23 protein-coding genes are annotated in these 25,924 nt (G+C 73.4%); 17 read left to right on the top strand and 6 right to left on the bottom strand.

Annotated elements, in window-relative coordinates; translation table 11 throughout:
• Positions 1–189: 189 nt before the first annotated feature.
• From ACZ5WK_RS05695 to ACZ5WK_RS05655, 9 genes are all read left to right on the top strand, one after another.
• Complete coding sequence (locus tag ACZ5WK_RS05695) at positions 190–900, top strand: TetR/AcrR family transcriptional regulator (protein ID WP_465545305.1); 711 nt, start codon at positions 190–192, stop codon at positions 898–900.
• 85 nt (positions 901–985) lie between these two features.
• A complete protein-coding gene (locus ACZ5WK_RS05690) occupies positions 986–2,290 on the top strand; it encodes a sensor histidine kinase (RefSeq protein ID WP_465545303.1) in 1,305 nt (434 codons plus the stop codon).
• Positions 2,287–2,961: a response regulator gene (locus tag ACZ5WK_RS05685; RefSeq protein ID WP_465545301.1), complete on the top strand. Its 675-nt coding sequence runs from the start codon at positions 2,287–2,289 to the stop codon at positions 2,959–2,961. Before ACZ5WK_RS05690 ends, ACZ5WK_RS05685 begins: the two co-directional genes overlap by 4 nt.
• Positions 2,962–3,211: 250 nt before the next feature.
• On the top strand, positions 3,212–4,354 hold the full coding sequence (locus ACZ5WK_RS05680) for an alpha/beta hydrolase (RefSeq protein WP_465545299.1): 1,143 nt from the start codon (positions 3,212–3,214) through the stop codon (positions 4,352–4,354).
• A gap of 45 nt (positions 4,355–4,399) precedes the next feature.
• Positions 4,400–5,629 carry an acyltransferase family protein gene (locus ACZ5WK_RS05675; protein ID WP_465545297.1) on the top strand — a complete coding sequence of 410 codons (1,230 nt, stop codon included), beginning with the start codon at positions 4,400–4,402 and terminating at the stop codon, positions 5,627–5,629.
• A gap of 224 nt (positions 5,630–5,853) precedes the next feature.
• Positions 5,854–7,797, top strand: a complete 1,944-nt coding sequence (locus ACZ5WK_RS05670; RefSeq protein ID WP_465545295.1) for a galactose oxidase-like domain-containing protein — start codon at positions 5,854–5,856, stop codon at positions 7,795–7,797.
• Positions 7,798–7,829: 32 nt separating this feature from the next.
• A complete protein-coding gene (locus tag ACZ5WK_RS05665; RefSeq protein ID WP_465545293.1) occupies positions 7,830–10,118 on the top strand; it encodes a Dyp-type peroxidase in 2,289 nt (762 codons plus the stop codon).
• A gap of 145 nt (positions 10,119–10,263) precedes the next feature.
• The gene (locus ACZ5WK_RS05660) at positions 10,264–10,611 is read left to right on the top strand and encodes an MmcQ/YjbR family DNA-binding protein (RefSeq protein ID WP_396319612.1); all 348 of its coding nucleotides are present in this window, start codon (positions 10,264–10,266) and stop codon (positions 10,609–10,611) included.
• Positions 10,612–10,845: 234 nt separating this feature from the next.
• Positions 10,846–12,003 (top strand): alpha/beta hydrolase, encoded by a 1,158-nt coding sequence (locus tag ACZ5WK_RS05655; RefSeq protein ID WP_465545290.1) that lies wholly within the window; start codon positions 10,846–10,848, stop codon positions 12,001–12,003.
• Positions 12,004–12,016: 13 nt separating this feature from the next.
• Here the strand turns inward: ACZ5WK_RS05655 and ACZ5WK_RS05650 are convergent, their stop codons facing one another.
• The 3 genes from ACZ5WK_RS05650 to ACZ5WK_RS05640 all read right to left on the bottom strand — a co-directional run bounded on the left by ACZ5WK_RS05650 (position 12,017) and on the right by ACZ5WK_RS05640 (position 14,619).
• On the bottom strand, positions 12,017–12,991 hold the full coding sequence (locus ACZ5WK_RS05650; RefSeq protein WP_465545288.1) for a helix-turn-helix transcriptional regulator: 975 nt from the start codon (positions 12,989–12,991) through the stop codon (positions 12,017–12,019).
• 129 nt (positions 12,992–13,120) lie between these two features.
• Positions 13,121–14,134, bottom strand: a complete 1,014-nt coding sequence (locus tag ACZ5WK_RS05645; protein WP_465545286.1) for an aldo/keto reductase — start codon at positions 14,132–14,134, stop codon at positions 13,121–13,123.
• Complete coding sequence (locus ACZ5WK_RS05640; RefSeq protein WP_465545284.1) at positions 14,131–14,619, bottom strand: MerR family transcriptional regulator; 489 nt, start codon at positions 14,617–14,619, stop codon at positions 14,131–14,133. The genes ACZ5WK_RS05645 and ACZ5WK_RS05640 overlap by 4 nt, the downstream gene beginning before the upstream one ends.
• A gap of 141 nt (positions 14,620–14,760) precedes the next feature.
• Here ACZ5WK_RS05640 and ACZ5WK_RS05635 point away from each other — a divergent pair, with 141 nt between their 5' ends.
• A complete protein-coding gene (locus ACZ5WK_RS05635; RefSeq protein WP_465545282.1) occupies positions 14,761–15,594 on the top strand; it encodes a serine hydrolase domain-containing protein in 834 nt (277 codons plus the stop codon).
• 34 nt (positions 15,595–15,628) lie between these two features.
• Here ACZ5WK_RS05635 and ACZ5WK_RS05630 read toward each other — a convergent pair whose 3' ends face one another.
• Positions 15,629–16,408, bottom strand: a complete 780-nt coding sequence (locus ACZ5WK_RS05630) for a pirin family protein (protein ID WP_465545280.1) — start codon at positions 16,406–16,408, stop codon at positions 15,629–15,631.
• A 206-nt stretch (positions 16,409–16,614) separates the two neighbouring features.
• Here ACZ5WK_RS05630 and ACZ5WK_RS05625 point away from each other — a divergent pair, with 206 nt between their 5' ends.
• The 5 genes from ACZ5WK_RS05625 (at position 16,615) to fabF (ending at position 21,621) form a co-directional block, all read left to right on the top strand.
• A complete protein-coding gene (locus ACZ5WK_RS05625) occupies positions 16,615–17,811 on the top strand; it encodes a PucR family transcriptional regulator (protein ID WP_396319662.1) in 1,197 nt (398 codons plus the stop codon).
• Positions 17,812–17,901: 90 nt separating this feature from the next.
• Entirely contained in the window at positions 17,902–18,846 is a 945-nt protein-coding gene (locus ACZ5WK_RS05620) for an ACP S-malonyltransferase (protein WP_396319619.1), read from the top strand.
• Positions 18,843–19,889 carry a beta-ketoacyl-ACP synthase III gene (locus tag ACZ5WK_RS05615; protein ID WP_465545277.1) on the top strand — a complete coding sequence of 349 codons (1,047 nt, stop codon included), beginning with the start codon at positions 18,843–18,845 and terminating at the stop codon, positions 19,887–19,889. Before ACZ5WK_RS05620 ends, ACZ5WK_RS05615 begins: the two co-directional genes overlap by 4 nt.
• A gap of 82 nt (positions 19,890–19,971) precedes the next feature.
• Positions 19,972–20,214, top strand: a complete 243-nt coding sequence (locus tag ACZ5WK_RS05610) for an acyl carrier protein (protein ID WP_360183576.1) — start codon at positions 19,972–19,974, stop codon at positions 20,212–20,214.
• A 141-nt stretch (positions 20,215–20,355) separates the two neighbouring features.
• Complete coding sequence (gene fabF, locus ACZ5WK_RS05605) at positions 20,356–21,621, top strand: beta-ketoacyl-ACP synthase II (protein WP_465545275.1); 1,266 nt, start codon at positions 20,356–20,358, stop codon at positions 21,619–21,621.
• A gap of 65 nt (positions 21,622–21,686) precedes the next feature.
• Here fabF and ACZ5WK_RS05600 read toward each other — a convergent pair whose 3' ends face one another.
• On the bottom strand, positions 21,687–22,181 hold the full coding sequence (locus ACZ5WK_RS05600) for a DUF3145 domain-containing protein (RefSeq protein ID WP_465545273.1): 495 nt from the start codon (positions 22,179–22,181) through the stop codon (positions 21,687–21,689).
• A 363-nt stretch (positions 22,182–22,544) separates the two neighbouring features.
• Positions 22,545–23,567, bottom strand: coding sequence for an NADP-dependent oxidoreductase (locus ACZ5WK_RS05595; protein ID WP_465545271.1), 1,023 nt, complete (start codon positions 23,565–23,567; stop codon positions 22,545–22,547).
• Between the two features lie 96 nt (positions 23,568–23,663).
• On the opposite strand from ACZ5WK_RS05595, the gene ACZ5WK_RS05590 reads away from it, so the two are divergent.
• Together ACZ5WK_RS05590 and ACZ5WK_RS05585 are read left to right on the top strand one after the other, a co-directional pair.
• Positions 23,664–24,128 (top strand): MarR family winged helix-turn-helix transcriptional regulator, encoded by a 465-nt coding sequence (locus ACZ5WK_RS05590; RefSeq protein ID WP_396319624.1) that lies wholly within the window; start codon positions 23,664–23,666, stop codon positions 24,126–24,128.
• Between the two features lie 158 nt (positions 24,129–24,286).
• Positions 24,287–25,810, top strand: a complete 1,524-nt coding sequence (locus ACZ5WK_RS05585) for an LCP family protein (protein ID WP_465545269.1) — start codon at positions 24,287–24,289, stop codon at positions 25,808–25,810.
• The last annotated feature ends 114 nt before the right edge of the window (positions 25,811–25,924 follow it).

The raw sequence follows: 25,924 nt of genomic DNA, 5'->3' as shown, positions 1-25,924 counted from the left end.
GGGCATGGGTGTGGCGCCCCGGCCACCCGTCCCCACGAGTTACCCGGCCGTAGGGCGCCACGTTCGGCAGATTATGTCAGCGACTGCCATTCGGCAAACGCTGACTAGTGTCCGTCACTGACATTTGTCAGACCGCTACAGTTGTGCTCCTGCACCCCAGCCGCACCCACCGCCCGGAAGGCCCCCGCCATGGCCGCTCAGCCCTCGCCCGCCGCCGCCACCCCGGCGGCCGGCAGAACCGCCGGCCGCGTCGGGACCGCCGACGGCACCGGCCCCGGCCTGCGCGAGCGCAAGAAGCAGCAGACCAGGGACGCCCTGATCGAGGCCGCGCACCGGCTCTTCCTGAGCCAGGGCTTCGCCCGGACGACCGTGGACGAGATCGCCGCCGCCGTCGACGTCTCCCAGCGCACCTTCTTCCGCTACTTCGCCAACAAGGACGAGGTCGCACTCGCCGTCCTGGCCGACGCCGAGGACTACTTCATCGACCGGCTGCGCCGGCGCCCCGCCGCGGAGAACCCGATCCAGGCGCTGCGCGCCGCCATCGTCGAGTCCTGGCGCGAGCTCGGCTCCCCGCTGCACACCGGCCCCGGCTCGGTCACCAGCGCACTGGAGCTGATCGCGATGATCGAGGAGTCACCCACCCTGCTCGCCGCCCACCTGTGCCGGGTCACCGAGCAGGAACGGGTGGTCGCCCAGGTGATCGCGGCCCGCGAGGGCCTGGACCCGGCCGAGGACCTGCGCCCCACGGTGATCGCCGCCGTCTTCGGCAGCGTGCTGCGCGCGGCCCACCTGTCCTGGACCGCCGACCAGGAGGAGTCCGGCCCGGAGGGCATGATCGCCCTGATCGGTCGTTACTTCGACCAGCTGGGGCCCGCGTTGGCCGGTGACTGGCGGCACTGAGACCCGCGTGTCGTACCGGGGTACTACGGCCGGATCCAGCCCCCGGTCGGACGCCGGAGCGCCCCGGGCCGCCTAACCTGACGGGATGATCGATCCGCCCGCCGGGCCGGCCCGGGGCGGCGGCCGGCTGCCCGCCCTGCTCGCCCCGCTCACCCGCCCCTCCTCCGACCACGCCCCGCTGCTGGCCCACGCCTCCCGCCGCTGGGTCCGCTACCTGCCCTACGCCCTCGCGGTGGCAGCGCTCTCCTCCCTGCTGCCCAGCGCGATCAACGTCCTCGCCAACGACTACGGGCTCAACGCCGGGCTGGCCGCGGGGCTCGCCGTCGGACAGACCGTGCCGCTGCTGCTGGCGGTGAGCCGCCCACTGCCCGCCTGGTGGATGATCGGCGGCGCCGACCTGCTGACCTCCCTGCTGATCCTCACCACGGGGCGGGACACCCACGCCCCCTGGCCCTGGCCCGCCACCGGCCTGGTCGGCTACCTGTTCCTGATGCTGCCGCTCGCACTCCGCGAACGCCGGCGCACCCTGCTCTCCGTCTGGCTGGTCACGGGCGCCGTCAGCCTCGTGCTCTCGGCGCTCGCCCCCGCCGGCCGCTTCGGTGGCGACAACAGCCTGCTGGCGGTGGCCCTGACCGGCGCCGTGCTGGTGCTCGGCGGGGCCCTGCGGGAACGGGCGGAGGCCCAACGCCTGCTCGCCGAGCAGGAGCACATCAGCGAGGCCGAGCGCGAGCGGCGCACCCTGCTGGAGGAGCGCGCCCGGATCGCCCGTGAGCTGCACGACGTGGTGGCCCACCACATGTCGGTGATCGCCGTCCAGGCGGCCAGCGCGCCGTACCGGATACCCGACGTCCCGCCGGAGGCCGCCGAGGAGTTCGGCGCCATCGCCGGCACCGCCCGCGAGTCACTGGCCGAGATGCGGCGGCTGCTGGGCGTGCTGCGCAGCGAGGAGTCCACCGCCGAGAAGGCGCCGCAGCCCGGGGTGGGGCAGCTGGGCCAGCTGGTCGAGACGGTCGGCCGGGCCGGGGTGCCGGCCGAGCTCGCCGCGCCGCCGGAGCTGGCCAGCAGCCTGCCGCCGGCCGTCGACCTCTCCGTCTACCGGATCGTCCAGGAGGCGCTGGCCAACGTCGTCCGGCACGCACCCGGCGCGCAGACCTGGGTCTCGCTGGCCGTCGACGGCGAGGGCCTGCTGGTCACCGTGGTGAACGGCGCCCCGCCCGCGCGCACCGAGTCGCTGGAGGCGTCGGTCGAGGGCACCGGCCAGGGACTGGTCGGAATGCGCGAACGCGTCCGGCTGCTGGATGGCAGGCTGGACACCGGCCCGCTGCCCGACGGCGGCTTCAAGGTGGCCGCCGTCCTGCCGCTCGACACCCCCGGGGAGACACCCGCATGACCATCCGCGTGATCATCGTCGACGACCAGGCGATGGTGCGGGCGGGCTTCGCCGCCCTGCTGAACGCCCAGAGCGACATCGACGTCGTGGGCGACGCGGCGGACGGCGCGCAGGCCCTGGAGGTGAGCGGCCGCACCCACCCGGACGTGGTGCTGATGGACGTCCGGATGCCCGGCATGGACGGCCTGGAGGCGGCCCGCCGGCTGCTCGACCCGGCCGTCCCCGGCGCGCACCGCCCCAAGGTCCTGATGCTGACCACCTTCGACGTGGACGACTACGTGTACGAGGCGCTGCGCGCCGGGGCGAGCGGCTTCCTGCTCAAGGACGCGCCCCCGGCCGACCTGATCGCCGCCGTCCGGGTGGTCGCGGCCGGCGAGGCGCTGCTCGCCCCCTCGGTGACGCGCCGGCTGATCGAGGACTTCGCCCGGACCAAGCCCGCCAAGCGCCGCGACCCCAAGCTGCGGCTGAACGGCCTGACCCCGCGGGAGACGGAGGTGCTGGAGCTGATCGCCCGCGGCCTCTCCAACCAGGAGATCGCCGCCGGGCTGGTGCTCGCCGAGCAGACCGTCAAAACCCACATCGGCCGCATCCTCGCCAAGCTCAGCCTGCGTGACCGCGCCCAGGCGGTGGTCCTCGCCTACGAGTCGGGCCTGGTGACGCCGGGTCAGTGACGCCGGGCCGGTGACGCCGGCGTCCACTCGCCCCCCCGGGGGTCTCCGCTGACCCGGTACCGGCGCCCGGCGCTCCCCCGCTCCTCCCTCGCCTCCCCACCCCTCCCGGTACCGGCGCGCCCTTCGGCCCGGGGCGGAGGTGATACCCGGGTAGTACCCGGGAGTTGGCCCCGCGGTGTGACGTCCGCGGGGCCGTCGCATTTCTACCTTCCTCTCCGTCGAGACCGAACGGACAAGGGAGACAGCGAAGATGCGGCAGCCGCGCACCCACCACAGGCCCCGCCGTTTCCGGCGGGCGGTCGCCGCCGCCGCGGTGGCCCTGGCCGCAGTCCTGGGCGCGGGCGGCTGGGCCGCCGACACCCAGCAGGCGGTCATCGGCCCGCCGCCCGGCAGCGCCGCCTGGGTCGCGGACACCACCCTCGGCCTCCGGCTGCCCGACCCGGCGACCGCCTCCGCGGCCGAGGTGGCCGCCTTCTTCGACCGGCTGCCGGCCGGCCCGCAGGACGCGCTGGCCGTCCGTCACCCGCTGGTGGTCGGCAACCTGGACGGCGCCCCGGTCGCGCTCCGGTACCGGGCCAACGCGCTGGCGCTGGCCGAGGAGCGCGAACGCCAACTGGCGCGCGCCACCGACCCGGCACTCACCCCGCAGGACCACGCCGCCGCCCGCGACCGCGCCGAGCGCTACCGCACCCTGCTCGACGGCGGCCGGCAGATCCTCGCCTTCGACCCGCGCGGCCGCGGCCAGGTCGCCGAGGTCTACGGCGACCTCGCCACAGCCCGCCGGACGGCCGTGATCGTGCCCGGCTCCGACATCGACCTGCACAGCTACGACCGGCCGGGCGATCCGTACGGCAGCCCGGCCGGGATGGCCCGCGCGCTGTACGAGGCCACCGGCCGGCAGACCGCCGTGATCGCCTGGGCCGGTTACACCACCCCGGTCGGCGTCGGCCCGGACGCCGCCACCGAGACGCTCGCCCACGCCGGGGCGCCGCGGCTGGCCCGGCTGCTCGACGGGCTCGCCGTCTCCACCGCCCCGGCGGCGCCCGCCACGGTGTTCTGCCACAGCTACGGCTCGGTGGTCTGCGGGCTGGCCGGCCTCGGGCCGCGGCAGACCTCGGGCGTGGTGGTCCTCGGCTCCCCCGGGATGGGCATCGGCTCCGCGGCCGACCTCGATCCCCGGGTGCCGCTCTGGGCCGTCGAGCGCAACGGCTCCGACTGGATCGCCAACGTGCCCAACGTCTCGCTCCTGGGCCTCGGCCACGGCCCCGACCCGACCGCCCCCGGCTTCGGCGCCCGCCCGCTGCCCGCCACCGGATCCCACGGCCACACCGGCTACTTCGCCCCCGGCACCGCCTCGCTCGCGGCCTTCGCCGCCGTCGCCCTCGGTCGCTGAACCCGCCGTAGGCACCCCACCCGACCAGCAGTAAGGAGCACCGCCGTGGCCCACCCGCTCACCGCCCTGCGCCGCGCCGCCGACCAGGTCGACGCCCGCACCCCCGAGACCCGCGACCGCGCCCTGGACGGCCTGCGCGCGCTCGCCCTGCTCGCCGTGCCGACCGGGCACTGGATGCTCGGCGGCTTCACCCTCTCCGCCGACGGCGCGCTGCACAACGCCAGCCCGCTCAGCTCGCTCGGCTTCCTCGCCCCGGCCAGCTGGGTGCTCCAGATGCTCGGTGTCTTCTTCCTGGTGGGCGGTCATTCCTCGGTCCGTTCGCTGGACCGGGCGCGGGCCAAGGGGCTGGGCCACGCCGGCTGGCTGCGCGGCCGGGCGGTACGGCTGCTGCGCCCGGTGCTCGGGGTGGCGGCCGTGTGGGCGCTGCTGATCCCGCTGACGGAGCGGCTCGGCGTCCCGGGCGACACCGTCCGGACCGGCTCGGTACTGGTGGTGCAACCGCTCTGGTACATCGCCGTCTACCTGGGGCTGACCGCGCTCACCCCGCTCTGCGTCGCCGCCGCCCGGCGGCTGCGCGGCGGGTCGGCGGGCATCCTGGCCGCCGTGGTCGCCGTCGTCGACCTGCTCCGGTACGGCCCGTGGGCCGAGGCGGTGCCGTCCTGGGTCGGGCTGCTGAACATCCTGCCGGGCTGGCTGTTCGGGTATCAGCTGGGCGTGCTCTGGGCGCGGGAGCAGCTCGGCCGCCGGGCGGCGCGGCTGCTGCTGTTCGGCGGCGGCGCCCTGTTCGCCGTGCTGCTGCTGGCCTTCCACTACCCGGCGAGCATGGTCGGCGTGCCCGGCGCCGAGCGGACCAACTCGCACCCGCCGTCCCTGCTGGTGCTGGCGCTGGCGGCGCTGCAGTGCGGCGCCGCGGTGCTGCTGCGCGAGCGGCTCGGCCGGCTGCTGAAGCGCCGTCCGCTGCTCTGGCTGCCGGTGGTGACGGTCAACCTCTCGGCGATGACGATCTTCTGCTGGCACCAGAGCGCGATGCTCGCCGTCGCGGTGCCCGGAGCGGCCGGCCTGGGCACGGTTCCCGGGCTGACCGACGCCCCCGACTCGCTCGGCTGGGTGGCCGCCCGGCTGGCGCTGCTTCCGCTGTTCGGCGCCGTACTGGTCGCGATCGGGTGGTTCACCCGCCGCTTCGACGGCCCGTGGACGGCGTTCTCCCGCACCTGGAAGGCGGTGGCCGGCGCGGCGGCGGCACTGTTCGCCGCGTACGCGCTGGGCGTGGTCTGAGCAGGCGGCCCCCGACGGGGACTGACGGGGCGTGAGCCGTTCGGGCCCACGCCCCGTTCGCATGCGACACGCGCCCCACCAAAGCAGGGCATCCGCATGCGAACCACCACGCACTGTGATGTCCTGTGACGGTCGGCAACCGCCGCTGCGCCCGCGTCCGCCCACGGCCCGTCCGCCCCGCCCCGCCGGCCCTTCTCCCGACGTTCCCCCTCACGAGGAGCCCCATGTCCCTGTCCCCACCGCGGCCGCCGCACCGGCCGCGGGCCCGCCGACGGCTGTCCGCCGTCGCCACCGCCCTGGTCTGCACGCTGACCACCGGTACCGTCCTGGCCATCGCCGCGCCGGCCGTCGCCCTGGTCCCCGGCCACGGCGGCGCCGACGACGACCTGGCCCCGCACGTCACCTCGCCCCGGGTACTGGCCGAGATGCGGGACGACGAGGTCGCGGCGCTCGGCCAGGAGCACGCCGAGGAGCACGCCCGCATGCGGGCGGCCGTCCGCGGCATCGGCGACTACCCGCAGACCACCCGGACCAACCGGCTCAAGGCGCTGACGGACTCCCAGAACACCACCAACGCCGGCTTCGACCCGAGCGTCTTCGGCTCGTTCAACCAGTACTTCTCCTCGCCCGACTTCGGCGACCACATCGCACTGCTGCCGACCGGCAAGGTACTGGTGTTCTCCTTCGAGCGGATCGAGACCAACCCGGAGAAGGAGCCCGCGCCGACCCAGACCACCGGCAAGGAGAACGCCGGCCGGGCCTACCTGTGGGACCCGGCGAAGGGCTACGGCAAGGACGCCTTCAAGGAGGTCACCCCGCCGGTCGTCGACATGCCGGACGGGCTGAACGAGCCCCGCCCCGCCCCGTTCTTCTGCTCCGGCCACTCGTTCCTGCCCAACGGCATGCTCGGCGTCTTCGGCGGCAACCTGGGCGGCAACGGCGGCACCGGCGCCAAGCTCTCGCTGATCTTCGACCCGTGGACCGAGACCTGGACCAGGAACCCGGACATGTCGGTGGGCCGCTGGTACCCGTCCGTGGTCACCGGCGCCGACGGCCGGCAGCTGATCATGTCCGGCCAGTCCGAGCTGGGCTGGGGCACCCCGACCCCGGTGGTCGAGCGCTTCCCCGCCAAGGGTCACCCGGTGCCCTCGCTCAAGACCGAGATCCCGAAGAACACCCCGGTGGACCGGTTCAAGGCCGACGCCCCGTTCACCCTGGACTACCCGCACCTGTTCTCGCTCAACGACGGCAACATCTACGGCTTCGGCCGCCAGGCCGACGAGCAGTGGAAGTTCGACCCGGTCGCCGAGTCCCGCAGCGACCTGGCGGCCCGCCCGGACGGCCGCAAGCGCAACTACGGCTCGGCCGTCATGCTGCCGAGCGGCCCGAACGGCCCGGACTCCGCGCTGGTCCTCGGCGGCGACCGGGACAACCCGAGCACCCTGCGCTTCTCCAACGGCAGCTGGACCGCCGAGAAGTCGCGGGCGTTCGGCCGCACCCAGGACGACACCATCCTGCTGCCCGACGGCAAGCTGATGACCGTCAACGGCGCGTACGACATCCGCGACTACGGCAACGGCCCCTACAACCCGAACGCCGACCTCAAGTACCGCCAGATCGAGCTGCGCGACGCCCAGGGCAACTGGAAGCTCGGCCCGGTCCAGCGGCTGCCGCGCGGCTACCACTCCAACGCCGTGGTGCTGCCGGACGGCCGCGTCATGGTGACCGGCGACGAGCTCCAGCAGCTCGCCAACAACCCGGACATCAACGGCACGGTGAGCGGCATCCCCGGCACGACGGGCCCCGTCACCATGAACGGCACCATCGAGATCTACGAGCCCGCCTACCTCCACCAGGGCAACCGCCCCTCGCTCGACCGGGCCCCCACCACACCCGTCGGCTACGACAAGAAGTTCCTGGTCAGCACCTCGACCCCGGCGCGCGCGTCCAAGGCCGTCCTGCTGGCGCCGACCACCTCCACCCACTCGGTCAACACCAGCCAGCGCCACATCGAACTGCGGCTCAGCAGCCGGGCCGGCAACCGGCTGGAGCTCCAGGCGCCGCCGGACGCCAAGGCCGCGCCGCCCGGCTGGTACATGCTCTTCCTGCTCAACGACCAGGGCGTGCCCAGTGTCGCGCAGTGGGTGCAGCTCAGCTCCTCGGCCTGATCCCCTCACCCATCCCCACCCGGAGGAACCCCATGGCAACGGATCTGAGACTGCGCACGAGCGACGAGATCCAGGGCGACGTCGTCGCCGGCTTCAAGAAGGACAACGTCACGCTGCTGTTCCTGAAGTTCGAGGACGCGGCCCGGGCCCGCAGCTGGCTGCGCGTGCTGGCCCCGCAGATCGCCACCACCCGCCAGGTCGCCGACTTCAACGAGGCGTTCAGCGACGCCCGGAAGTCCTCGGGCGGCGACGACCCCAAGACGCTCAAGGCCACCTGGCTGGGCGTCAGCCTCACCTACGAGGGCATGCGCCAGCTCTCCGCCACCGACCCGTTCGAGAAGGCCCCGCCGCCCGGCAGCGGTCTGGAGGCGTTCAAGGAGGGCTCGGCCAAACGCGCCGGCGCGCTCGGCGACACCGGCGACAACTCCCCGGAGAACTGGCTCTTCGGCAACGGCAAGAACCAGCCCGTGCACGCGGTGCTGACGATCGCCTCGGACACCGAGGCGGACCTCGCCGCCGCCGTCACCGCCCAGCGCGAGGCCGCCGCCGAGGCCAAGATCGTGATCATCTTCCAGCAGAACGCGAAGACCCTGCTCGGCAGCCGCCGCGGCAAGGAGCACTTCGGCTTCAAGGACGGCATCAGCGAGCCCGGCGTCCGCTTCTTCGACCGTCCGAACCCGGACAACCAGGAGGAGGTCGAGAACCACCCCGGCACCCGGATCATCCCGGCCGGCGAGTTCGTCGTCGGCGAGCAGCCCGCCCCCGGCAGCTTCACCGACTTCCCCGACTGGGCGCGCAACGGCTCCTTCCAGGTGGTCCGCCGCCTCGCCCAGGACGTCCCCGGCTGGTGGTCGCAGGTCTCGGTCAAGCTCAAGGAGCTGAAGCAGGCCAAGGCCGTCCCGGAGACCGCCACCGCCGAGTGGCTGGCCGCCCGGCTGGTCGGCCGCTGGCGCTCCGGTGCGCCCGTCTGCAAGCACCAGGACCGGGACGTCCCGAACAACCCGAGCGCCTCCTCCGACAACGACTTCGACTTCCGGGACGACCTGGAGGGCCTGGCCACCCCGCTCTTCTCGCACCTGCGCAAGACCAGCCCCCGCGCCGGTCTTCAGGCCCCCAACCCCAGCCGGCCCCCCTTCGACGCCAAGGAGCTGGACGGCCGGCGGATCATGCGGCGCGGCGCCCCCTACGGGCATCCGTTCGACCCGGCCTCCGAGGGCCCCGGCGGCCCGGACGACCCGCGCGGCCTGCTCTTCGTCTGCTACCAGGCCGACATCGCCCGGCAGTTCGAGTTCATCCAGGCCGACTGGATGGACGAGCCGGACTTCCCGCCCGGCCGCAACCCGCAGCCCGGCAAGGACCCGGTGACGCAGGAGGCCGACAACGTCGACTTCGAGAGCCGCGGCCCGGACGGCGCGATCAAGCACACCCCGCTGAGCTTCCAGCAGTTCGTCCAGACGCAGGGCTCGGTGTATGCGTTCGCACCGTCCATCAGCACCCTGAAGGCGCTCGCCGAAGGACGGCTCACCGGGCAGTCGCAGAGCCAGCAGGGCGGCCAGACCACCCCGCAGCCCGGCAGGGCGTACCCGGCCGACGACTTCGTCGCCGTGCCGGACCAGTGGCGCAAGGGCGGGCAGAGCCAGTTCTGGGCCTGCCACGGCGACCGGTACCGGAAGATCTCGGTGGCCGACGGCTCCGCGCACACCGACCGCACCGTCAAGGGTGACGGCCGGCTCGGCGACCACGCGTGCGTCCAGGGCATCGGCCGGATCGACTGCGTGCTGCCCATGCCCGACCTGCAGAACCCCGGCGGCAAGAGCTGGTACTGGGTGTTCCACAGCACCGGCGGCAAGCAGCAGTACCGCGCCGTCTCGATCACCTGCGGCAGCAACCACAGCGGCGCGCTGGAGCGCCCGGACCGCGACCTGACGGCCTGGGCGTCGCTCGGCGGCGTCGGCCGGGTGGACTGCTTCCTCCCGGTGCCGGACCAGCAGCGGGTCGGCGGCAAGAGCTGGTACTGGGTGTTCCACACCACCGGAGGCCGCCAGCAGTACCGGCTGATCTCGATCGCCGACGGCGCCGCCCACACCGACATCTGCGAGCGCACCGACCGCGAGCTCTCCCAGTGGGGCTCCCTCAACGGGGTCTCCGCGGTGAACTGCTTCCTGCCGGTGCCCGACTGCCAGCGGGTCGGCGGGAAGAGCGAGTACTGGGTGTTCCACGGCGAGAACTACCGCCGGATCTCGGTCTCCGACGGCAGCGGCCACCCCGACCGCCAGATCGCCGGCGACCGCTCCTGCGACGCCTGGAACTCGCTGCTCTGAGCCCTCCCCCCGGAGATCCCCGACGCTCCGCCGGCCGGGGATCCCCGGCCGGCGGAGCCGCCCGCCCGGAAGACCCCCGCCCCCGGTACGCGCCACGCACCGGGGGCGGGGGCGTACCCGCGCGGGCACGCCCTAGGCTGCCGCCATGGTGACGTTCGACGATTTCCGGGCGATGGCACTCGCCCTGCCCGAGGCCGAGCAGCAGCCCACCTGGGAGATCGAGACCCTGAGGGTCCGTACGAAGATCTTCGCGATGGGCTCCCCGGACGGCGAGACCGTCAGCGTCAAGGCCTCCCGGGAGGACCAGACCGAGCTGCTCGCGGCCGAGCCCGAGGTGTTCTCCTACCCCAAGTACGTCGGCCGGCACGGCTGGGTCGGCGTCCGGCTCGACCGGGTCGACCCCGAGGAGCTGCGGGACCTCCTCACCGAGGCCTGGCGGCTGACCGCGCCGAAGCGGCTGGTCAGGGAGTTCGACGCGGACACCGCCCGCTGAGACCTCCGTGACGCCGGCCGGGCACCTCCGGTTCATGTGATCCATCCCACAGTTTGAGGCGCCCCGGCATTCCGCCGGGCGCCCTAGGCTTGCGCAGGGAACAGCAGTCGAAGTTGGCAGGCGTACCACCCTCCGGGCCCCGCCCGTGGAACGGTCACGGGCCCCAAGGGAGTTGACGCGATGCGCCGTCGGCGGTGGAAGCGTGTACTGATCGGTGCCTTCGCAGGGTGTGCTGTGCTCGCCGATGCCGGCGCCGCCGCGGCCCAGGCCGCCGCCTCCACCGAACAGCTGGCGATCTCCACGCCCCCGGCCGGCAGCAGCGCCTGGGTCCAGGACCACTCCTTCGGCCGCAGCCTGCCCGACCCGGCCACCACCACACCGGCCGCCGCCGCCGAGTTCTTCGCCTCGCTGGCGCCCACCGAGCTCGACCGGCTGATCCAGGACTACCCGCTGGTGGTCGGCAACTTCGACGGCGCCCCGGTCGAGCTGCGCTACCGGGCCAACCGGATCGCGCTCACCGCCGAACGCGACCGCGCCCGGGCCCGCGCCGCCGACCGGAACCTCGACTCCGACCTGCGGGCGCTGGCCGTCTCCCGGGCCAACGACGTCGACCACCTGCTGGCCCCCGAGCGCCAGGTCCTTGCCTTCGACCCGCGCGGCCGCGGACTGGTCAGCGAGGTCTGGGGCGACCTCACTGACGCCGACCGGATCTCCGTCGTCGTCCCCGGCTCGGACGCCGATCTCGGCCACTTCGACCAGGCCGTCGAACCACTGCGCTCCCCCGCCGGGATGGCCCGCGCGCTGTACGCCGAGGAGCGGCGGCAGGCGCCCGGCACCCGCACCGCGGTGATCGCCTGGACCGGCTACGTCACGCCCTCCGGCCTCGGCCCGGACGCCGTCACCTCCCGGCTCGCCGACGTCGGCGCACCCCGGCTGGAGCGGCTGCTCGCCGGGCTCAAGGAGACCACCCGGCCGGACGTCCCGCCGTCCCTGCTCTGCCACTCCTACGGTTCGGTGGTCTGCGGCACCGCTGCCCCCGACATCCCGCGGGCGGCCGCCTCGCCGTCCGACACCTCCGGCGTCACCGACCTGATGGTGTTCGGCAGTCCCGGCATGGGCGTGCAGAGCACCTCCGAGCTGGGCAGCGGCGTCCACGTCTGGGCGACCCGCAACGGCAGCGACTGGATCGGCAACGTGCCCTACCTGGAGGTCGGCGGGCTCGGCCACGGCGCCGACCCGACCTCGGCCGACTTCGGCGCCGAGCAGATCTCGTCCGCCCGCTCCTCCGGCCACAACGGCTACTTCACCGAGGGCACCGACAGCCTGCACAACTTCGCGGCCATCTCCCTCGGCCACTACCAGGACGTGGTCCGCCCCGCCGCTGACGCGTGAGACCCGCGGGCCGTCAGTCCCGGTAGAGCCGGGCGGCCTCGGCGGCCGCCCGGGCCAGCTCCCGGCGGGCCGCCGGCGGCGAGAGCACCTCGGCGTCCGCGCCGAAGGAGAGCAGGGCGCGGACCGACGGCAGCGCCTGGAACCCCAGCGCCAGCTCCACCCACTCCTCGGGGGCCCCGGTCCCCGCGTCGGGCGGCGGGGGCGAGGTGAGCCGGGCGCCGTGGATCCGGACGAAGATGTCCACCCGACCGCGCCGCACCCGGACCTTCACCGGCACCTCCTTCGGCGGCCGCTCGACCTGCTCGCGCAGCACCGCCCAGGCCTCGCCCAGCCCGACCCCCGGGCGGCGGCGCACCGGCTCCTCGGCGGCCTCGGCGGTGACCACCCGATCGGCCCGGAACAGCCGGGGCTCGCCGCGCAGATCGGCCACCAGGTACCAGACCGAGGCCTTGGAGACGAGGCCGTACGGGTCGACGGTGTACTCGACCGGGGCCGGCGTGCCGCTGTGCCGGTAGCGCAGCCGCAGCCGGCGGTCGGCGAAGACGGCGTGCTGCAACTCGCCGAGGTCGGGGCCCGCGGGCGCGCCGGGCTGGAGCCAGCGGGCCGGGTCGACCAGGACGCGTTCGCTGATCCGCTCCGCGGCCGGGCGGTGCGGGGCGGGCAGCGCGGCCATCACCTTGCGCAGCGCCGAGCCGAGTGCGCCGTCGAGCCCCAGGTCGCTGTGCGCGCCCTGGGCGGAGAGCACGAAGAGGGCGCGCGCCTCGTCCGCGGTGAGGCCGCTGACGTCGGTGCGGTAGCCGGGCAGCAGCGCGATCCCGCCGTGCCGGCCGCGCTCGGTGTAGACCGGGACGCCGGCCGCGGAGAGCGACTCCACATCGCGGTAGATGGTGCGGACCGACACCTCCAGGCGGTCCGCCAGTTCGGTGGCGGACACCCGGCCGCGGGTCTGGAGCAGCAGCAGGATCGAGAGCAGGCGGTCGGCCTTCATGCCGGAAGGATCGCAGAAACCCTGACGCTCGTTGTCAGCTTTACCGGGAGATTGCCTCCGGGAGGGAAACCCCTTCCGTGGCCGGGCCACGGCCGGGGGCGGGCCGGCGGGCCGCCCCCGGGGCCGCCGCTATTCGCGGCCGACCGAGGTGAACGTCATGTCCGGGTAGCGGTCGCCGGCCACCTGGCCGGAGATCGGCTCCAGCTCGGCCAGCTCCTCGGCGGTCAGCCGGAGCGTGGCGGCCGCGGTGTTCTCGGCGAGCCGGCCGCGCCTGCGGGTGCCGGGGATCGGCACGACGGTCAGACCGTGGACCTCGGCCCGCTGGTGCACCCAGGCGAGCGCCACCTGGGCGGCGGTGATCCCGCGGGCCGCCGCGATCTCCCGGATCGGCTCGACCAGCACGAGGTTGGCCGCGGCGTTGGCCCCGCGGAACCGGGGCTGGGTCCGGCGCACGTCGTCCTCGGCCAGCTCCTCGGCGGCGGCGAAGGAGCCGGTCAGGAAGCCGCGCCCGAGCGGCGAGTACGGCACGAAGGCGACGCCCAGCTCGGCGGCGGCCGGCACCGCCGAGCGCTCGACGTCCCGGGCGAAGACCGACCACTCGGACTGCAGGGCCGCGATCGGGTGCACCGCGTACGCCTCGCGCAGCTCGGCGCCGGTCACCTCCGAGAGCCCCAGGTGGCGCACCTTGCCGGCCGCCACCAGCTCGGCCATCGTGCCCACCGACTCGGCGATCGGCACGGCCGGGTCGCGGCGGTGCATGTAGTAGAGGTCGATCACGTCCACGCCGAGCCGGCGCAGCGAGGCGTCCACGGCGGCGCGGATGTACGCCGGGTCGTTGCGGACGCCGCGGTGGGCCGGGTCGTCCTGCTTCCGCTCGAAGGCGAACTTGGTGGCGACCACCACCCGGTCGCGGTTGGCGCGGACGAAGGGGCCGATCAGCTCCTCGTTGCGGCCGAACCCGTAGGCGTCCGCGGTGTCGAACAGGGTCACGCCGCCCTCCAGCGCGGCGTCCAGGGTGGCGAGTGCCTCGGAGGTGTCGGTCGGGCCGTAGAACTCGCTCATGCCCATGCAACCGAGGCCCTGGACACCCACGGCCGGACCGTCGGTGCCGAGCTGGGCGGTGGGGAGGGTGGGGAGACTCATGCGCTCTGCTTCCTCTGCGGGCGGTCCGCCGGTTCGCCGCGGTCGGCGATCTTGCCGGCGTAGAGATCGATCTTGTAGTCGATGACGGCGAGGGTTGCGTGGAGGTCGGCGATCCGCTGCCGGACCTCGTCCCGGTGGGCGACCAGCAGGTCGCGCCGGTCCTCGAAAGTCTGCTCACCACGGCGGGCCAGTTCGACGTAGCGGAGCATGTCGGCCACCGTCATGCCGGTCAGCCGCAGCCGGCCCAGGAAGGCCAGCCGGTGCAGGTCGGCGTCGCGGTAGCGGCGCTGGCCGGAGGCGGACCGGCCGACCGGGTCGAGCAGGCCGATCCGCTCGTACCAGCGCAGGGTGTGGGCGGTCAGTCCGCTGGCCGCCGCCACTTCGCTGATGCTGTGCCGGGGGGTGCGGTCCGGCTCGCCGAGCGGCGTGTTGAACACGTCGGAACACGTCCGCAGATCGACCTTGATCGGCGTGAGCATTGCCATGACCGGAACCCCCAGTGGTGTGCGGTGGCCCACGCGGTGGTGGGTCGGTACGACGCTAATGAGTTGGAGTGCACTCCAAGCAAGCCTGCCATCCGGGTGGCCCCGCCAACCGGCTCGCACCGTCCCGTTAGAGTCGGGCGCATGGAGAGCTTGCGGATGATCGAGACCTGGCCGGTGCCCCACGCCGCGGCGGCCGTGGTGCGGGGTGCGGACGGCGCGGTGCTGGGCGGGCACGGCCCGCAGGACCACCTGTTCCCCCTGGCGTCGGTGACCAAGCTGCTGACCTCGTACGCCGTGCTGGTCGCCGTCGAGGAGGGCGTCTTCGAACTGGACGACCCGGCCGGGCCGGAGGGCTCCACCGTCCGCCACCTGCTGGCGCACACCTCGGGCCTGGCCTTCGACGAGCACCGGGTGATGGCCGAGCCGGGCAACCGCAGGCTCTACTCCAACGCCGGCTTCGACGTGCTGGCGCAGACCCTCCAGCAGGCCTCGGGCATCGAGTTCGGCCGGTACGCCGCCGAGGCCGTGTTCGAGCCGCTCGGCATGCGCTCCACGCTGATCAACACCGCGCACAAGTCCCCCGCCGGGGCCGGCGGCCTCTCCACGGTGGCGGACCTCGCGCTGTTCGCGGCCGAGCTGCAGTCGCCCGAGCTGCTGGACCCGTCCACCGTCCGCGCGGCCACCCGCGAGGTCGCCTTCCCGGGCACCAGCGGCGTGCTGCCCGGCTTCGGCCACCGCCGGCCGAACGACTGGGGCCTCGGCTTCGAGATCCGGGACGGCAAGGCGCCGCACTGGACGGGGACGGCCAACTCCCCCGCCACCTTCGGCCACTTCGGCCAGTCCGGCACCTTCCTCTGGGTGGACCCTGAGGCCGGCGTGGCCTGCGTCGCGCTCACCGACCGGGACTTCGGGCCGTGGGCCGCGGAGGTCTGGCCGGCGCTCAGTGACGCGGTGCTGGCCGGCCTCCCCGGCTGAGAAGGAGCCGGACTCCCCGCCCGAGCAGGGCCTGTCAGCCGTACGAGACCGGCGAGTGCATCTCCCAGAGCAGCAGTTCGGCGCCGGTCTCGCCGGCCGTCGGGTCGGCGAAGGCCCCGCCGGTGATCCGGACGCTGTCGCCGGGCGCCATCGAGCGCCCGCCGCCCTGCGGTCCGGGCACCGTGCGGTAGCCCAGCGAACCGGCCGTCAGGTGCGCGTACCGCCAGGCGGCGGCCGGGAGTTCGGGCAGCGGCTGCCAGGGACCGGCGGTGGCCAGCCAGAGCGCGGCGTCGCTGCGGCGCAGCCGCAACGCGTCGGTGCCGGCGTCCCGGTCCAGCCCGGAGGCGAGCAGTGTCAACCCCCCGCCGTCCGCCGGTTCCACCCGGCGCAGCCCGTACGCCGGGGGCGCGTCGAACACGTCCGGCTGGAGCCACATCTGGACGAAGCGGACCGGCCCTTCCGCGCCGCCGACGTTGCGCTCGGTGTGGGTGACGCCGGAGCCCGCGCTCAGGTGCTGGACCATGCCCGGACGGACGACGCCGCCGTGGCCGTGGGAGTCCCGGTGGGCCAGCGCGCCCTCCAGCACCCAGGTGAGGATCTCGGTGTCCCGGTGCTTGTGCTCGTCGAACCCGGAGCCGGGGGCGAGCCGTTCCTCGTTGCACGCGAGCAGCGCGCCGAAGTGCGTGTTCCTCGGGTCGTAGTGGCCGGAGAAGGAGAACGCGTGTCTGGTCTCGATGCCCTCGGCCGGGGCGGAGAGGTAGCGCTCCGCGGTACGGCGCAGGTCGGCGCGGGGGCGGGCGGGGGCGTCGGTCACGGGCCCACGGTAGCCGGTGTGACGGCTGCCACCGTGCCGCTCCGCCGGGGGCTGTGCACGAGCAGTCACTCCGGTGAGGCAGTCTTGTCCTTGTGCCAGCCGCATCCGCGAACTCCAAGAGCGATCCCACCGCCCAGCCCGACCAGGACGGGAAGGGCCCGGCCCCCGGGGCCGGCCGCGACCGGCCCGGCCGCGCTGCGCCGCGTCTGACCGCGCAGGAGCGCAGACTCGCCGCCGAGCGGGCCGAGCGCCGGGCCGCGACGCTGAAGCGGCTGGAGAAGTCCTCCGGCAAGCTGGCCACCGCCGCGATCGCGCGGATGGACGACCAGCTCGGCTGGTACCGGCGGATGCCGCCGGAGCACCGCTCCTGGATCGGTCTGGTCGCCCAGGCCGGTATTGCCGCGTTCACCGAGTGGTACCGCCACCCCGACGCCCCGCAGGCGATCTCCACCGACGTCTTCGGCACCGCGCCGCGCGAGCTGACCCGGGCCATCACCCTGCGCCAGACCGTCGAGCTGATCCGCACCACGATCGAGGTGATGGAGGAGGCCATCGAGGAGGTGGCCGCCCCCGGCGACGAGGCCGACATGCGCGAGTCCGTGCTGGTCTACGCCCGTGAGATCGCCTTCGCCACCGCCCAGGTGTACGCCCAGGCGGCCGAGGCGCGCGGCGCCTGGGACGCCCGGCTGGAGGCGCTGGTCGTCAACTCGCTGCTCTCCGGCGACGCCGACGAGGGCGTGCTCTCCCGGGCCGCCGCGCTCGGCTGGGGCCAGCCGAGCCAGGTCCGGGTGGTGATGGGCAGCGCCCCCGACGGCGACAGCGAGCTGGTGGTGGAGGCGATCCGCCGGGCCGCCCGGTACGCCAAGCTGCACGTGCTGACCGGGGTGCTGGGCAAGCGCCTGGTGGTGGTGGTCGGCGGCGACAAGGAGCCGGTGCACGCGGCCCGGGCGCTGATCGGCCAGTTCGCGCCGGGCCCGGTGGTGGTCGGCCCGACCGTGCCCGACCTGCTGTCGGCGACCCGCTCGGCGCATGCCGCCGCGGCCGGCCTGCGGGCCTGCGCCGCCTGGCCGGACGCGCCCCGCCCGGTGCTGGCCGACGATCTGCTGCCCGAACGGGCGCTCGCCGGCGACCAGGCGGCGCGTCGTCAGCTGGTGGAGGAGATCTACACACCGCTGGACGAGGCCGGCTCGGCATTGCTGGAGACCTTGAGTGTCTACCTGGAGCAGGCCTCCTCGTTGGAGGGAGCGGCCCGGATGCTCTTCGTCCACCCCAACACGGTGCGCTACCGGCTCCGACGTGTGACAGACGTCACGGGCTACGCTCCATCCGACGTACGTTCGGCGTTCACGCTGCGTATCGCACTGGCGCTGGGACGACTCACGGCCGCCGGAGAGCCGAGCTGAGCCCGATGTAGGGAACTTACAATCCCGGATGCTTTTCTTCGTTACCGTCGCCTACCCGCCCCCGGGCGTCCGGCGAGAGAGGGTTGAACCGTGCTCGTAATCGTCGCCCCTGGACAGGGTGCCCAGACCCCCGGTTTCCTCAGCCCCTGGCTGGAGCTCGACGGTGTCGCCGACCGCCTCCACGGCTGGTCGGAGGTCGCCGGGCTCGACCTGGTGCACGCCGGTACCCAGGCGTCCGCCGAGGACATCAAGGACACCGCCGTCGCCCAGCCGCTGCTGGTCGCGGCCGGCCTGGTGACCGCCCGAGAGCTGTTCCCCGACGAGGACCGCGCCCGTGCGCTGGTCGGCGCCGTGGCCGGCCACAGCGTCGGCGAGATCACCGCCGCCGCCGGTGCCGGCGTGCTCTCCGCCCATGACGCACTCACCTTTGTCCGTGAGCGCAGCCTCGCGATGGCCGAGGCCGCCGCGGCCACCGAGACCGGCATGATCGCCGTCCTCGGCGGCGAGCCGGAGGCCGTCTCGGCCAAGCTCGCCGAGCACGGCCTGACCGCGGCCAACAACAACGGCGGCGGCCAGATCGTCGCGGCCGGCACGGTGGCCCAGCTGGAGGCCCTGCAGGCCGACCCGCCGGCCGGGTCCCGGCTGATCGCGCTCAAGGTCGCCGGCGCGTTCCACACCGCGCACATGGCGCCCGGTGTCGAGCGGCTGGCCAAGCTGGCCCCGACCCTTCCGGTCGCGGACCCGAAGGTCGCCTACGTCTCGAACCAGGACGGCCAGGTCGTGGCATCCGGCGCCGAGGTGCTGGACCGTCTGGTGTCGCAGGTCTCCAACCCGGTCCGCTGGGACCTCTGCATGGAGACCCTGCGGGAGCTGGGCGCGACCGCCGTCATCGAGCTCGCCCCCGCGGGCACCCTCACCGGACTGGTCAAGCGCAACCTCAAGGGTGTGGCCACGCTTGCCCTCAAGACCCCCGCCGACCTGGACAAGGCCCGCGAGCTCGTCGCGGAGCACGGCGGTCAGGAGCAGCAGGCATGACCAAGGCCCAGATCAACCCCGTCACCGGTGCGCAGCACTCGCGCATCCACGGTGTCGGGGGCTACCGTCCGGTGCGGGTGATCCCGAACTCCGAGGTGCTGAACTGGATCGACTCCTCGGACGAGTGGATCCGCACCCGCAGCGGGATCGCCGAGCGCCGCTGGGCCGGCCCCGAGGAGACCGTCGCCGAGATGTCGGTGCAGGCCGCCGGAAAGGCCATCGCCCAGGCCGGGATCGACCCCGACCGGATCGGCGGCGTCATCGTCGCGACCGTCTCGCACCTCAAGCAGACCCCCGCGATCGCCACCGAGATCGCCGAGCGGCTGGGCTGCGGCACCGCCCCGGCCTTCGACATCTCGGCCGCCTGCGCGGGCTTCGGCTACGGCCTGGGCCTGGCCGACGGCATGGTCCGCGGCGGCAGCGCCGAGTACGTGCTGGTGATCGGCGTGGAGCGGCTCAGCGACCTGACCGACCAGTCGGACCGCTCGACCGCGTTCATCTTCGGTGACGGCGCCGGCGCCGCGATCGTCGGCCCGTCCGACACGCCCGGCATCGGCAAGGTCATCTGGGGCTCGGACGGTTCCCACAAGGACGTCATCTCGCAGACCCAGGCCTGGGACACCGCCTTCGGCAAGGAGGACGCCGTCAACGGCGTCGGCGAGGCCCATGACGACGGTCGCAGCAAGTGGCCGGCCCTGCGGATGGAGGGCCAGACGGTCTTCCGCTGGGCGGTCTGGGAGATGGCCAAGGTGGCCCAGCAGGCGCTGGACGCCGCCGGGGTGACCGCCGACCAGCTGGGTGCGTTCATCCCGCACCAGGCCAACATGCGCATCACCGATGCCATGATCAAGGCCCTCAAACTGCCCGAGTCGGTGCCGGTCGCCCGCGACATCACCGAGACCGGCAACACCTCCGCGGCGTCCATCCCGCTGGCGATGGAGCGCATGCTGGAGAGCGGCGAGGCACGCAGCGGCGACCTCGCGCTGATCATCGGGTTCGGGGCGGGTCTGGTCTACGCCGCGGCAGTCGTTACGCTCCCCTAGGCGCGTTTCGCCCCAACCCCCATCAAAAGCCTGCGTCCGTCCGCCGGGCGGCCGCATTCAACACCGAAGAGGAGCAGCCAGTATGGCTACCAAGGACGAGGTCCTGGAAGGTCTCGCTGAGATCGTCAACGAGATCGCCGGCATCCCGACCGAGGACGTCGAGCTCGACAAGTCCTTCACCGACGACCTGGACGTCGACTCGCTCTCCATGGTCGAGGTCGTCGTGGCCGCCGAGGAGCGCTTCGACGTGAAGATCCCGGACGACGAGGTCAAGAACCTGAAGACCGTCGGCGACGCGGTGGACTACATCCTCGCCAACGCCTGAGCGTTCGACTCGTTCGACGCCTGATGTCGGCCGGCTCCCCGAGCCGGCCGACCCTCCGGCCGGACGCCCCTGCGGGCGCCCGGCCGGGCCCCACCCCCCGGCCCGCCGCCGAAACCCCGCAACGTGAGAGAAGAAGATCCAGTGACCGCTGAAAACCGTACCGTGGTAGTCACGGGTATCGGCGCCTTCACGCCGCTGGGCGGCGACGCCGCCACGACCTGGGAGAACCTGGTCGCGGGCCGCTCCGGTGTGGCCGCCCTCACCGAGGAGTGGGCCGCCGAGCTGCCCGTCCGGATCGCCGCGCGCACCGCGGTCGACCCGGGCGAGATCCTCCCCCGCCCGCTCGCCCGCCGGCTGGACCGCTCGGCGCAGTTCGCGCTGATCGCGGCCCGCGAGGCCTGGGCCGACGCCGGCTACGAGACCCCCGCCACCGACGAGTCGTCGAAGCTGGCCCCCGAGCGCCTGGGCGCCGTGATCGCCTCCGGCATCGGCGGTGTCACCACCCTGCTCGACCAGTACGACGTGCTGAAGGAGAAGGGCGTCCGCAAGGTCTCCCCGCACACCGTCCCGATGCTGATGCCCAACTCCCCGGCGGCCAACGTCGGTCTGGAGGTCGGCGCCCGTGCCGGTGTGCACACCCCCGTCTCCGCCTGTGCCTCCGGCGCCGAGGCGATCGGCTACGCGATCGAGATGATCCGTACCGGCCGCGCCGACGTCGTGGTGGCCGGCGGCACCGAGGCCGCGATCCACCCGCTGCCGATCGTGGCGTTCGCCAACATGATGGCGATGTCCAAGAACAACGACGAGCCGCAGCGCGCCTCCCGCCCGTACGACAAGGGCCGCGACGGCTTCGTGCTCGGCGAGGGCGCGGGCGTGGTCGTGCTGGAGTCGGTCGAGCACGCCGAGGCGCGCGGTGCCCGGATCTACTGCGAGGCGATCGGCCAGGGCCTGTCCTCGGACGCCCACCACATCGCCCAGCCCGAGCCGACCGGCGCCGGCGTGGCCCGCGCGCTGGCCGACCTGTTCGAGCGCAACGACCTGGACAAGGCCGAGATCGTGCACGTCAACGCGCACGCCACCTCGACCCCGCAGGGTGACACGGCCGAGCTGAAGGCGCTGCGCAAGGAGCTCGGCGAGCACCTGGACCACATCGCCGTCTCGGCCACCAAGTCGATGACCGGCCACCTGCTGGGCGGCGCCGGCGGCATCGAGACCGTCGCCACCGTGCTGGCCCTGTACAAGCGGCTGGCCCCGCCGACCATCAACGTCGAGGACCTGGACGACGACGTGGACGCGGACATCGTCCGGGACGAGCCCCGCCCGCTTCCCGAGGGCCGGATCGCGGCGCTGAACAACTCGTTCGGCTTCGGCGGCCACAACGTGGTGCTGGCCTTCCGCAGCGTCTGAGAAACCGCTGACAGCAGAGGGGTCCGGCGCTCGCCACGAGCGCCGGACCCCTTCGCCGTTCGCGGTCAGACCACCTGGTGCAGCCAGCGCACCGGGGCGCCCTCGCCCGCGTAGCGGAACGGCTCCAGCTCGTCGTCCCAGGGCTTGCCGAGCAGCCGGGAGATCTCGGCCTCCAGGTCGGCCCCCTCGGTGCGGGCACGCAGCAGGACGGCGCGCAGCCGGTCCTCGGGGATCAGGATGTCGCCGTGGATGCCGGTGACGGCGTGGAAGATGCCGAGCGTGGGCGTGCTGCTGTAGCGCTCGCCCTCCGCCGTGGCGCAGGGCTCGCTGGTGGCCTCGTACCGCATCAGCTGCCAGCCGCGCAGCGCGGAGGCGAGCTTCGAGGCCGTGCCGGGCTCGCCCTGCCAGGAGAGCTCGGCGCGCCAGTGTCCGGGCGCGGCCGGCTGGCGGATCCAGTCCAGACTCACCCGCACACCCAGCACCCCCGCGACGGCCCATTCGACGTGCGGGCACAACGCGCGGGGCGCGGAGTGGACGTACAGGACTCCACGTGTCGTCACCGGGACCTCCAGGCTGTGGACGAGGGTCGCCTTCCCCAGCTGCCTCGCGTTCGCGCCTGTAGTTGATCCACAGTTACCCACGTTAGCCGACATTAAGCCACTAAATTGAGCAAAACGGACAGGCTTTCGCTCAATGCTAGTCGAATCCTCAACGAGGTCCACCCCTCGGTCGAATCTCTCCCCCGAACGGCCCCATCGCCAGGCGGGACCACCGTACCGCGCCGCCCCGCACGATGGATGACGCACTTTCGGATCCCGCCGGAATGCGGTAGTGCGGCCGGATCTCCTGCGCCCGGTACGCAAACCGCCCCGCACGTCCGAGGGGCGGCGGGGCGGCCTGGCGACAGCGGTGCTGACGTGGCGTCAGCCGTCGAGGCGGACCACCATCTTGCCGGTGTTGACGCCGCGCAGGAGGTCCAGGAAGGCCTCCGCAGTGTTCTCGAAGCCGTCCACCACGGTCTCCTCGTTACGCAGCCTGCCCTCCTTCAGCCAGCCGCCGACCTCGGCGACGAACTGCGGCTGCAGGGCGGCGTGGTCACGCACCAGCATGCCCTCCAGGCGCAGCCGCTTGCCGATCGCCAGCGCCAGGTTGCGCGGGGCGGCCGGCGCGGAGGTCTCGTTGTACTGCGCGATCGCGCCGCAGAGCACCGCGCGGCCGTGCACGCCGAGCGCGCCGATCGCGGCCTCCAGGTGGCTGCCGCCGACGTTGTCGAAGTAGAGGTCGATGCCCTCCGGGGCGGCCTTGGCGAGCTGCTCGGCGACCGGGGCGTCCTTGTAGTTGAACGCGGCGTCGAAGCCGTACTCGTCGGTCAGCTTGGCGACCTTCTCCGCCGAGCCGGCCGAGCCGACCACCAGCGAGGCGCCCTTGAGCCGGGCGATCTGGCCGACCATCGAGCCGACGGCGCCGGCCGCGCCGGAGACGAAGACCCGGTCGCCCTCCTTGAGGCCGCCGACCGCCAGCAGGCCGGCGTAGGCGGTGAGGCCGGTCATGCCGAGCACGCCGAGGTAGGCGGAGAGCGGCACGGACTCGTCGACCTTCACCGCCTGCGTCGCGTCGACGGTGGCGTACTCGCGCCAGCCGAGCCCGTGCAGCACGGCGTCACCCGGGGCGAAGCCCTCGGCCTCCGAGGCGACGACGTAGCCGACCGCGCCGCCGTCCATCGGCCGGCCGAGCTCGAACGGCGGGACGTAGGACTTCACGTCGTTCATCCGGCCGCGCATGTACGGGTCGACCGAGAGGTAGGCGTTGCGGACCAGGATCTCGCCCGGGCCCGGGGTCCGGACCGGCGCCTCGACCAGGGCGAAGTCGGTCGGGACGGGCCAGCCCTGGGGGCGGGCGGCGAGGTGCCATTCGCGGGCGGTGGCGGGCGCTTCCTGCTCGGCCATCTGGGGGTACTCCTTGTCGCCTGAAAGGTTGACTTACTGAAGTAACGATGGACATGAAAGGTTCATGTTGTCAACTGTTCAGGTAGACTGTGAGACATGGACACCCAGCCGACCCCGTCCGGCGCGCCGGAGCCCGACGAGATCACCCGTGAGGTCGTCGACCTGATGGCCAACCTGGTCGCGCTCTTCCATCGCGAGTACGAGGAGGCCGCCGCCGCCCGCTCGCTCACCGGCGCCCAGGCCAAGGTCCTCGCCCTGCTGCGGCGCGGCCCGATGCCGATGCGCCACATCGCCCAGACCCTCAGCTGCGAGCCGTCCAACATCACCGGCATCGTCGACCGGCTGGAGTCGCGTGGCTTCGTCACCCGGGAGGCCGACCGGCAGGACCGCCGGGTCAAGCTGGTCGCCGCCACCGAGAGCGGCTCGGCCGCCTCCGAGGAGCTGCGGGAGTCACTGAACTTCGCCCGCGAGCCGCTGGCCGCCCTCGGCCCGGACGAGCGGACGGCGCTGCGCGACCTGCTCCGCCGGATGCTCTCGGGCGCCTCCGGCCCGGGGGCGTGAGCAGCATCACGGCCGCGGCGGCCGTTCCGGAGCAATTGGCCGGCCATCGGATGTAACCGAACACTCCCCCGAAGCGTCTAACGTTCGAGATTCGCACCGGCCTGCCCATGAGCCGGTGCGTACAGGGAACGACACCAGAAGACGGGGGGCCCGGGGGGATGAGCAGCAGCTCGCGCCGGCGGCGCATCGTACGGACCGCCGTGGGCCTCGCCGCCGTTCTCGTGCTGTCGGTGGCGGGGGCCGGCGCCTGGTTCTACCACCGGCTGGACAGCAACATCACCACCTTCGACGCGGGCGGTGTCGCCACCGAACGGCCGCCGGCCCCCGTCCCGGTCACGCCCGGCGCCTCGGTGCCGGTCAACGTCCTGGTCCTCGGCTCGGACACCCGCAACGACGGCAACGCCGACCTCGGCGGCGGCGAGGAGGGTGTCGGCCACTCGGACACCGCGGTGCTGCTGCACGTCTACGCCGACCACAAGCACGCCGTCGGCGTCTCCATACCGCGCGACGCGCTGGTGACCGTCCCGTCGTGCCGGCTGCCGAACGGCGGCTGGACATCGCCCAGGACGAACCAGATGTTCAACTCGGCGTTCACCATAGGCGAGTTCCCCAAGGGGAACCCGGCCTGCACGCAGAACACCGTCGAGACGCTGACCGGCCTGCGCATCGACCACACCATCGTGGTCGACTTCAAGGGCGTCGCCGCGATGACCGAGGCCGTCAACGGCGTGGACGCCTGCGTCCCCAACGACGTGAACTCGCACAACATCCACCTCAAGAAGGGCATGCAGAAGCTCTCCGGACAGCCCGCGGTGGACTACCTGCGGGCCCGGTACGGGATCGGCGACAACTCCGACATCGGCCGGATGAAGCGCCAGCAGGCGTTCCTCTCCTCGATGATCAGGAAGGTCCAGGGCCTCGGCTTCTCGCTGCCGACCCTGCTCCCGCTGGCCGACGCGGCCACCCGCTCGCTGACCGTGGACGAGGGCCTGGGCACCGCGATGAAGCTGGTGGACTTCGCCCAGTCGCTGCAGAGCATCAAGCTCTCCGACATCACCTTCGTCACCACCCCCTGGCGCTACTCCGGCGAACGGGTCGCCCTGGTCCACCCGGACGTCGACACCCTCTGGAAGCTGCTGCGCGAGGACCGCACGCTGGACGGGCAGAGCACCGGCCAGGTCGGCGACGCCTCGGCCGCCCCCGCCACGCCCACCTCCGCCGTCTCGCCCACCCCGCTCTCGCCCGAGCAGACGGCCGCGCCGATCACCGTGGTCAACGGTGTCGGCACCCCCGGGCTGGCCGGCAAGGGCGCGGAGGCGGTCCGCGCCAAGGGCTTCCAGAACGTCGCCCTGGGCCCCACCAACGGCGGCCGGCTGCAGACCGAGATCGCGTACGACCCGGCGCTGAAGGCCGGCGCCGACCAGCTGGCACCGCTCTTCCCCGGGGCCCGACTGGTCGAGGAGACGGGCTCCGGGGGGATCATCGTCACGCTGGGCCGCGACTACCACCCGACGCCGGCCACCGGGCTCGACGCCGCCGACGCCCCGTCCGGCCCGACGGCCGCCGCCACGACCCGCCCCGCGCCCGGCGCCACCCCCACGCCGAGCGGCGTGCCCACCGGCATCGCCGAGAACAGCCGCGGGGCCGACACCGACCCCTGCGCCGACCTGAGCTTCGGCTAGGTTCCGGGCGGCCAGTGGCCAGGCGGCGGACGGAAAAAAACAGAAAGAAGAGGACCAAAAAAAAGAAAAAATTGGCCGCAGAAGCGCCTTCCGGCCCCTTCCTGCAGGTTCGTC

This window comes from Kitasatospora sp. NPDC032757 (assembly GCF_055579305.1).
This window is presented reverse-complemented; position numbering and strand designations above follow the sequence as displayed.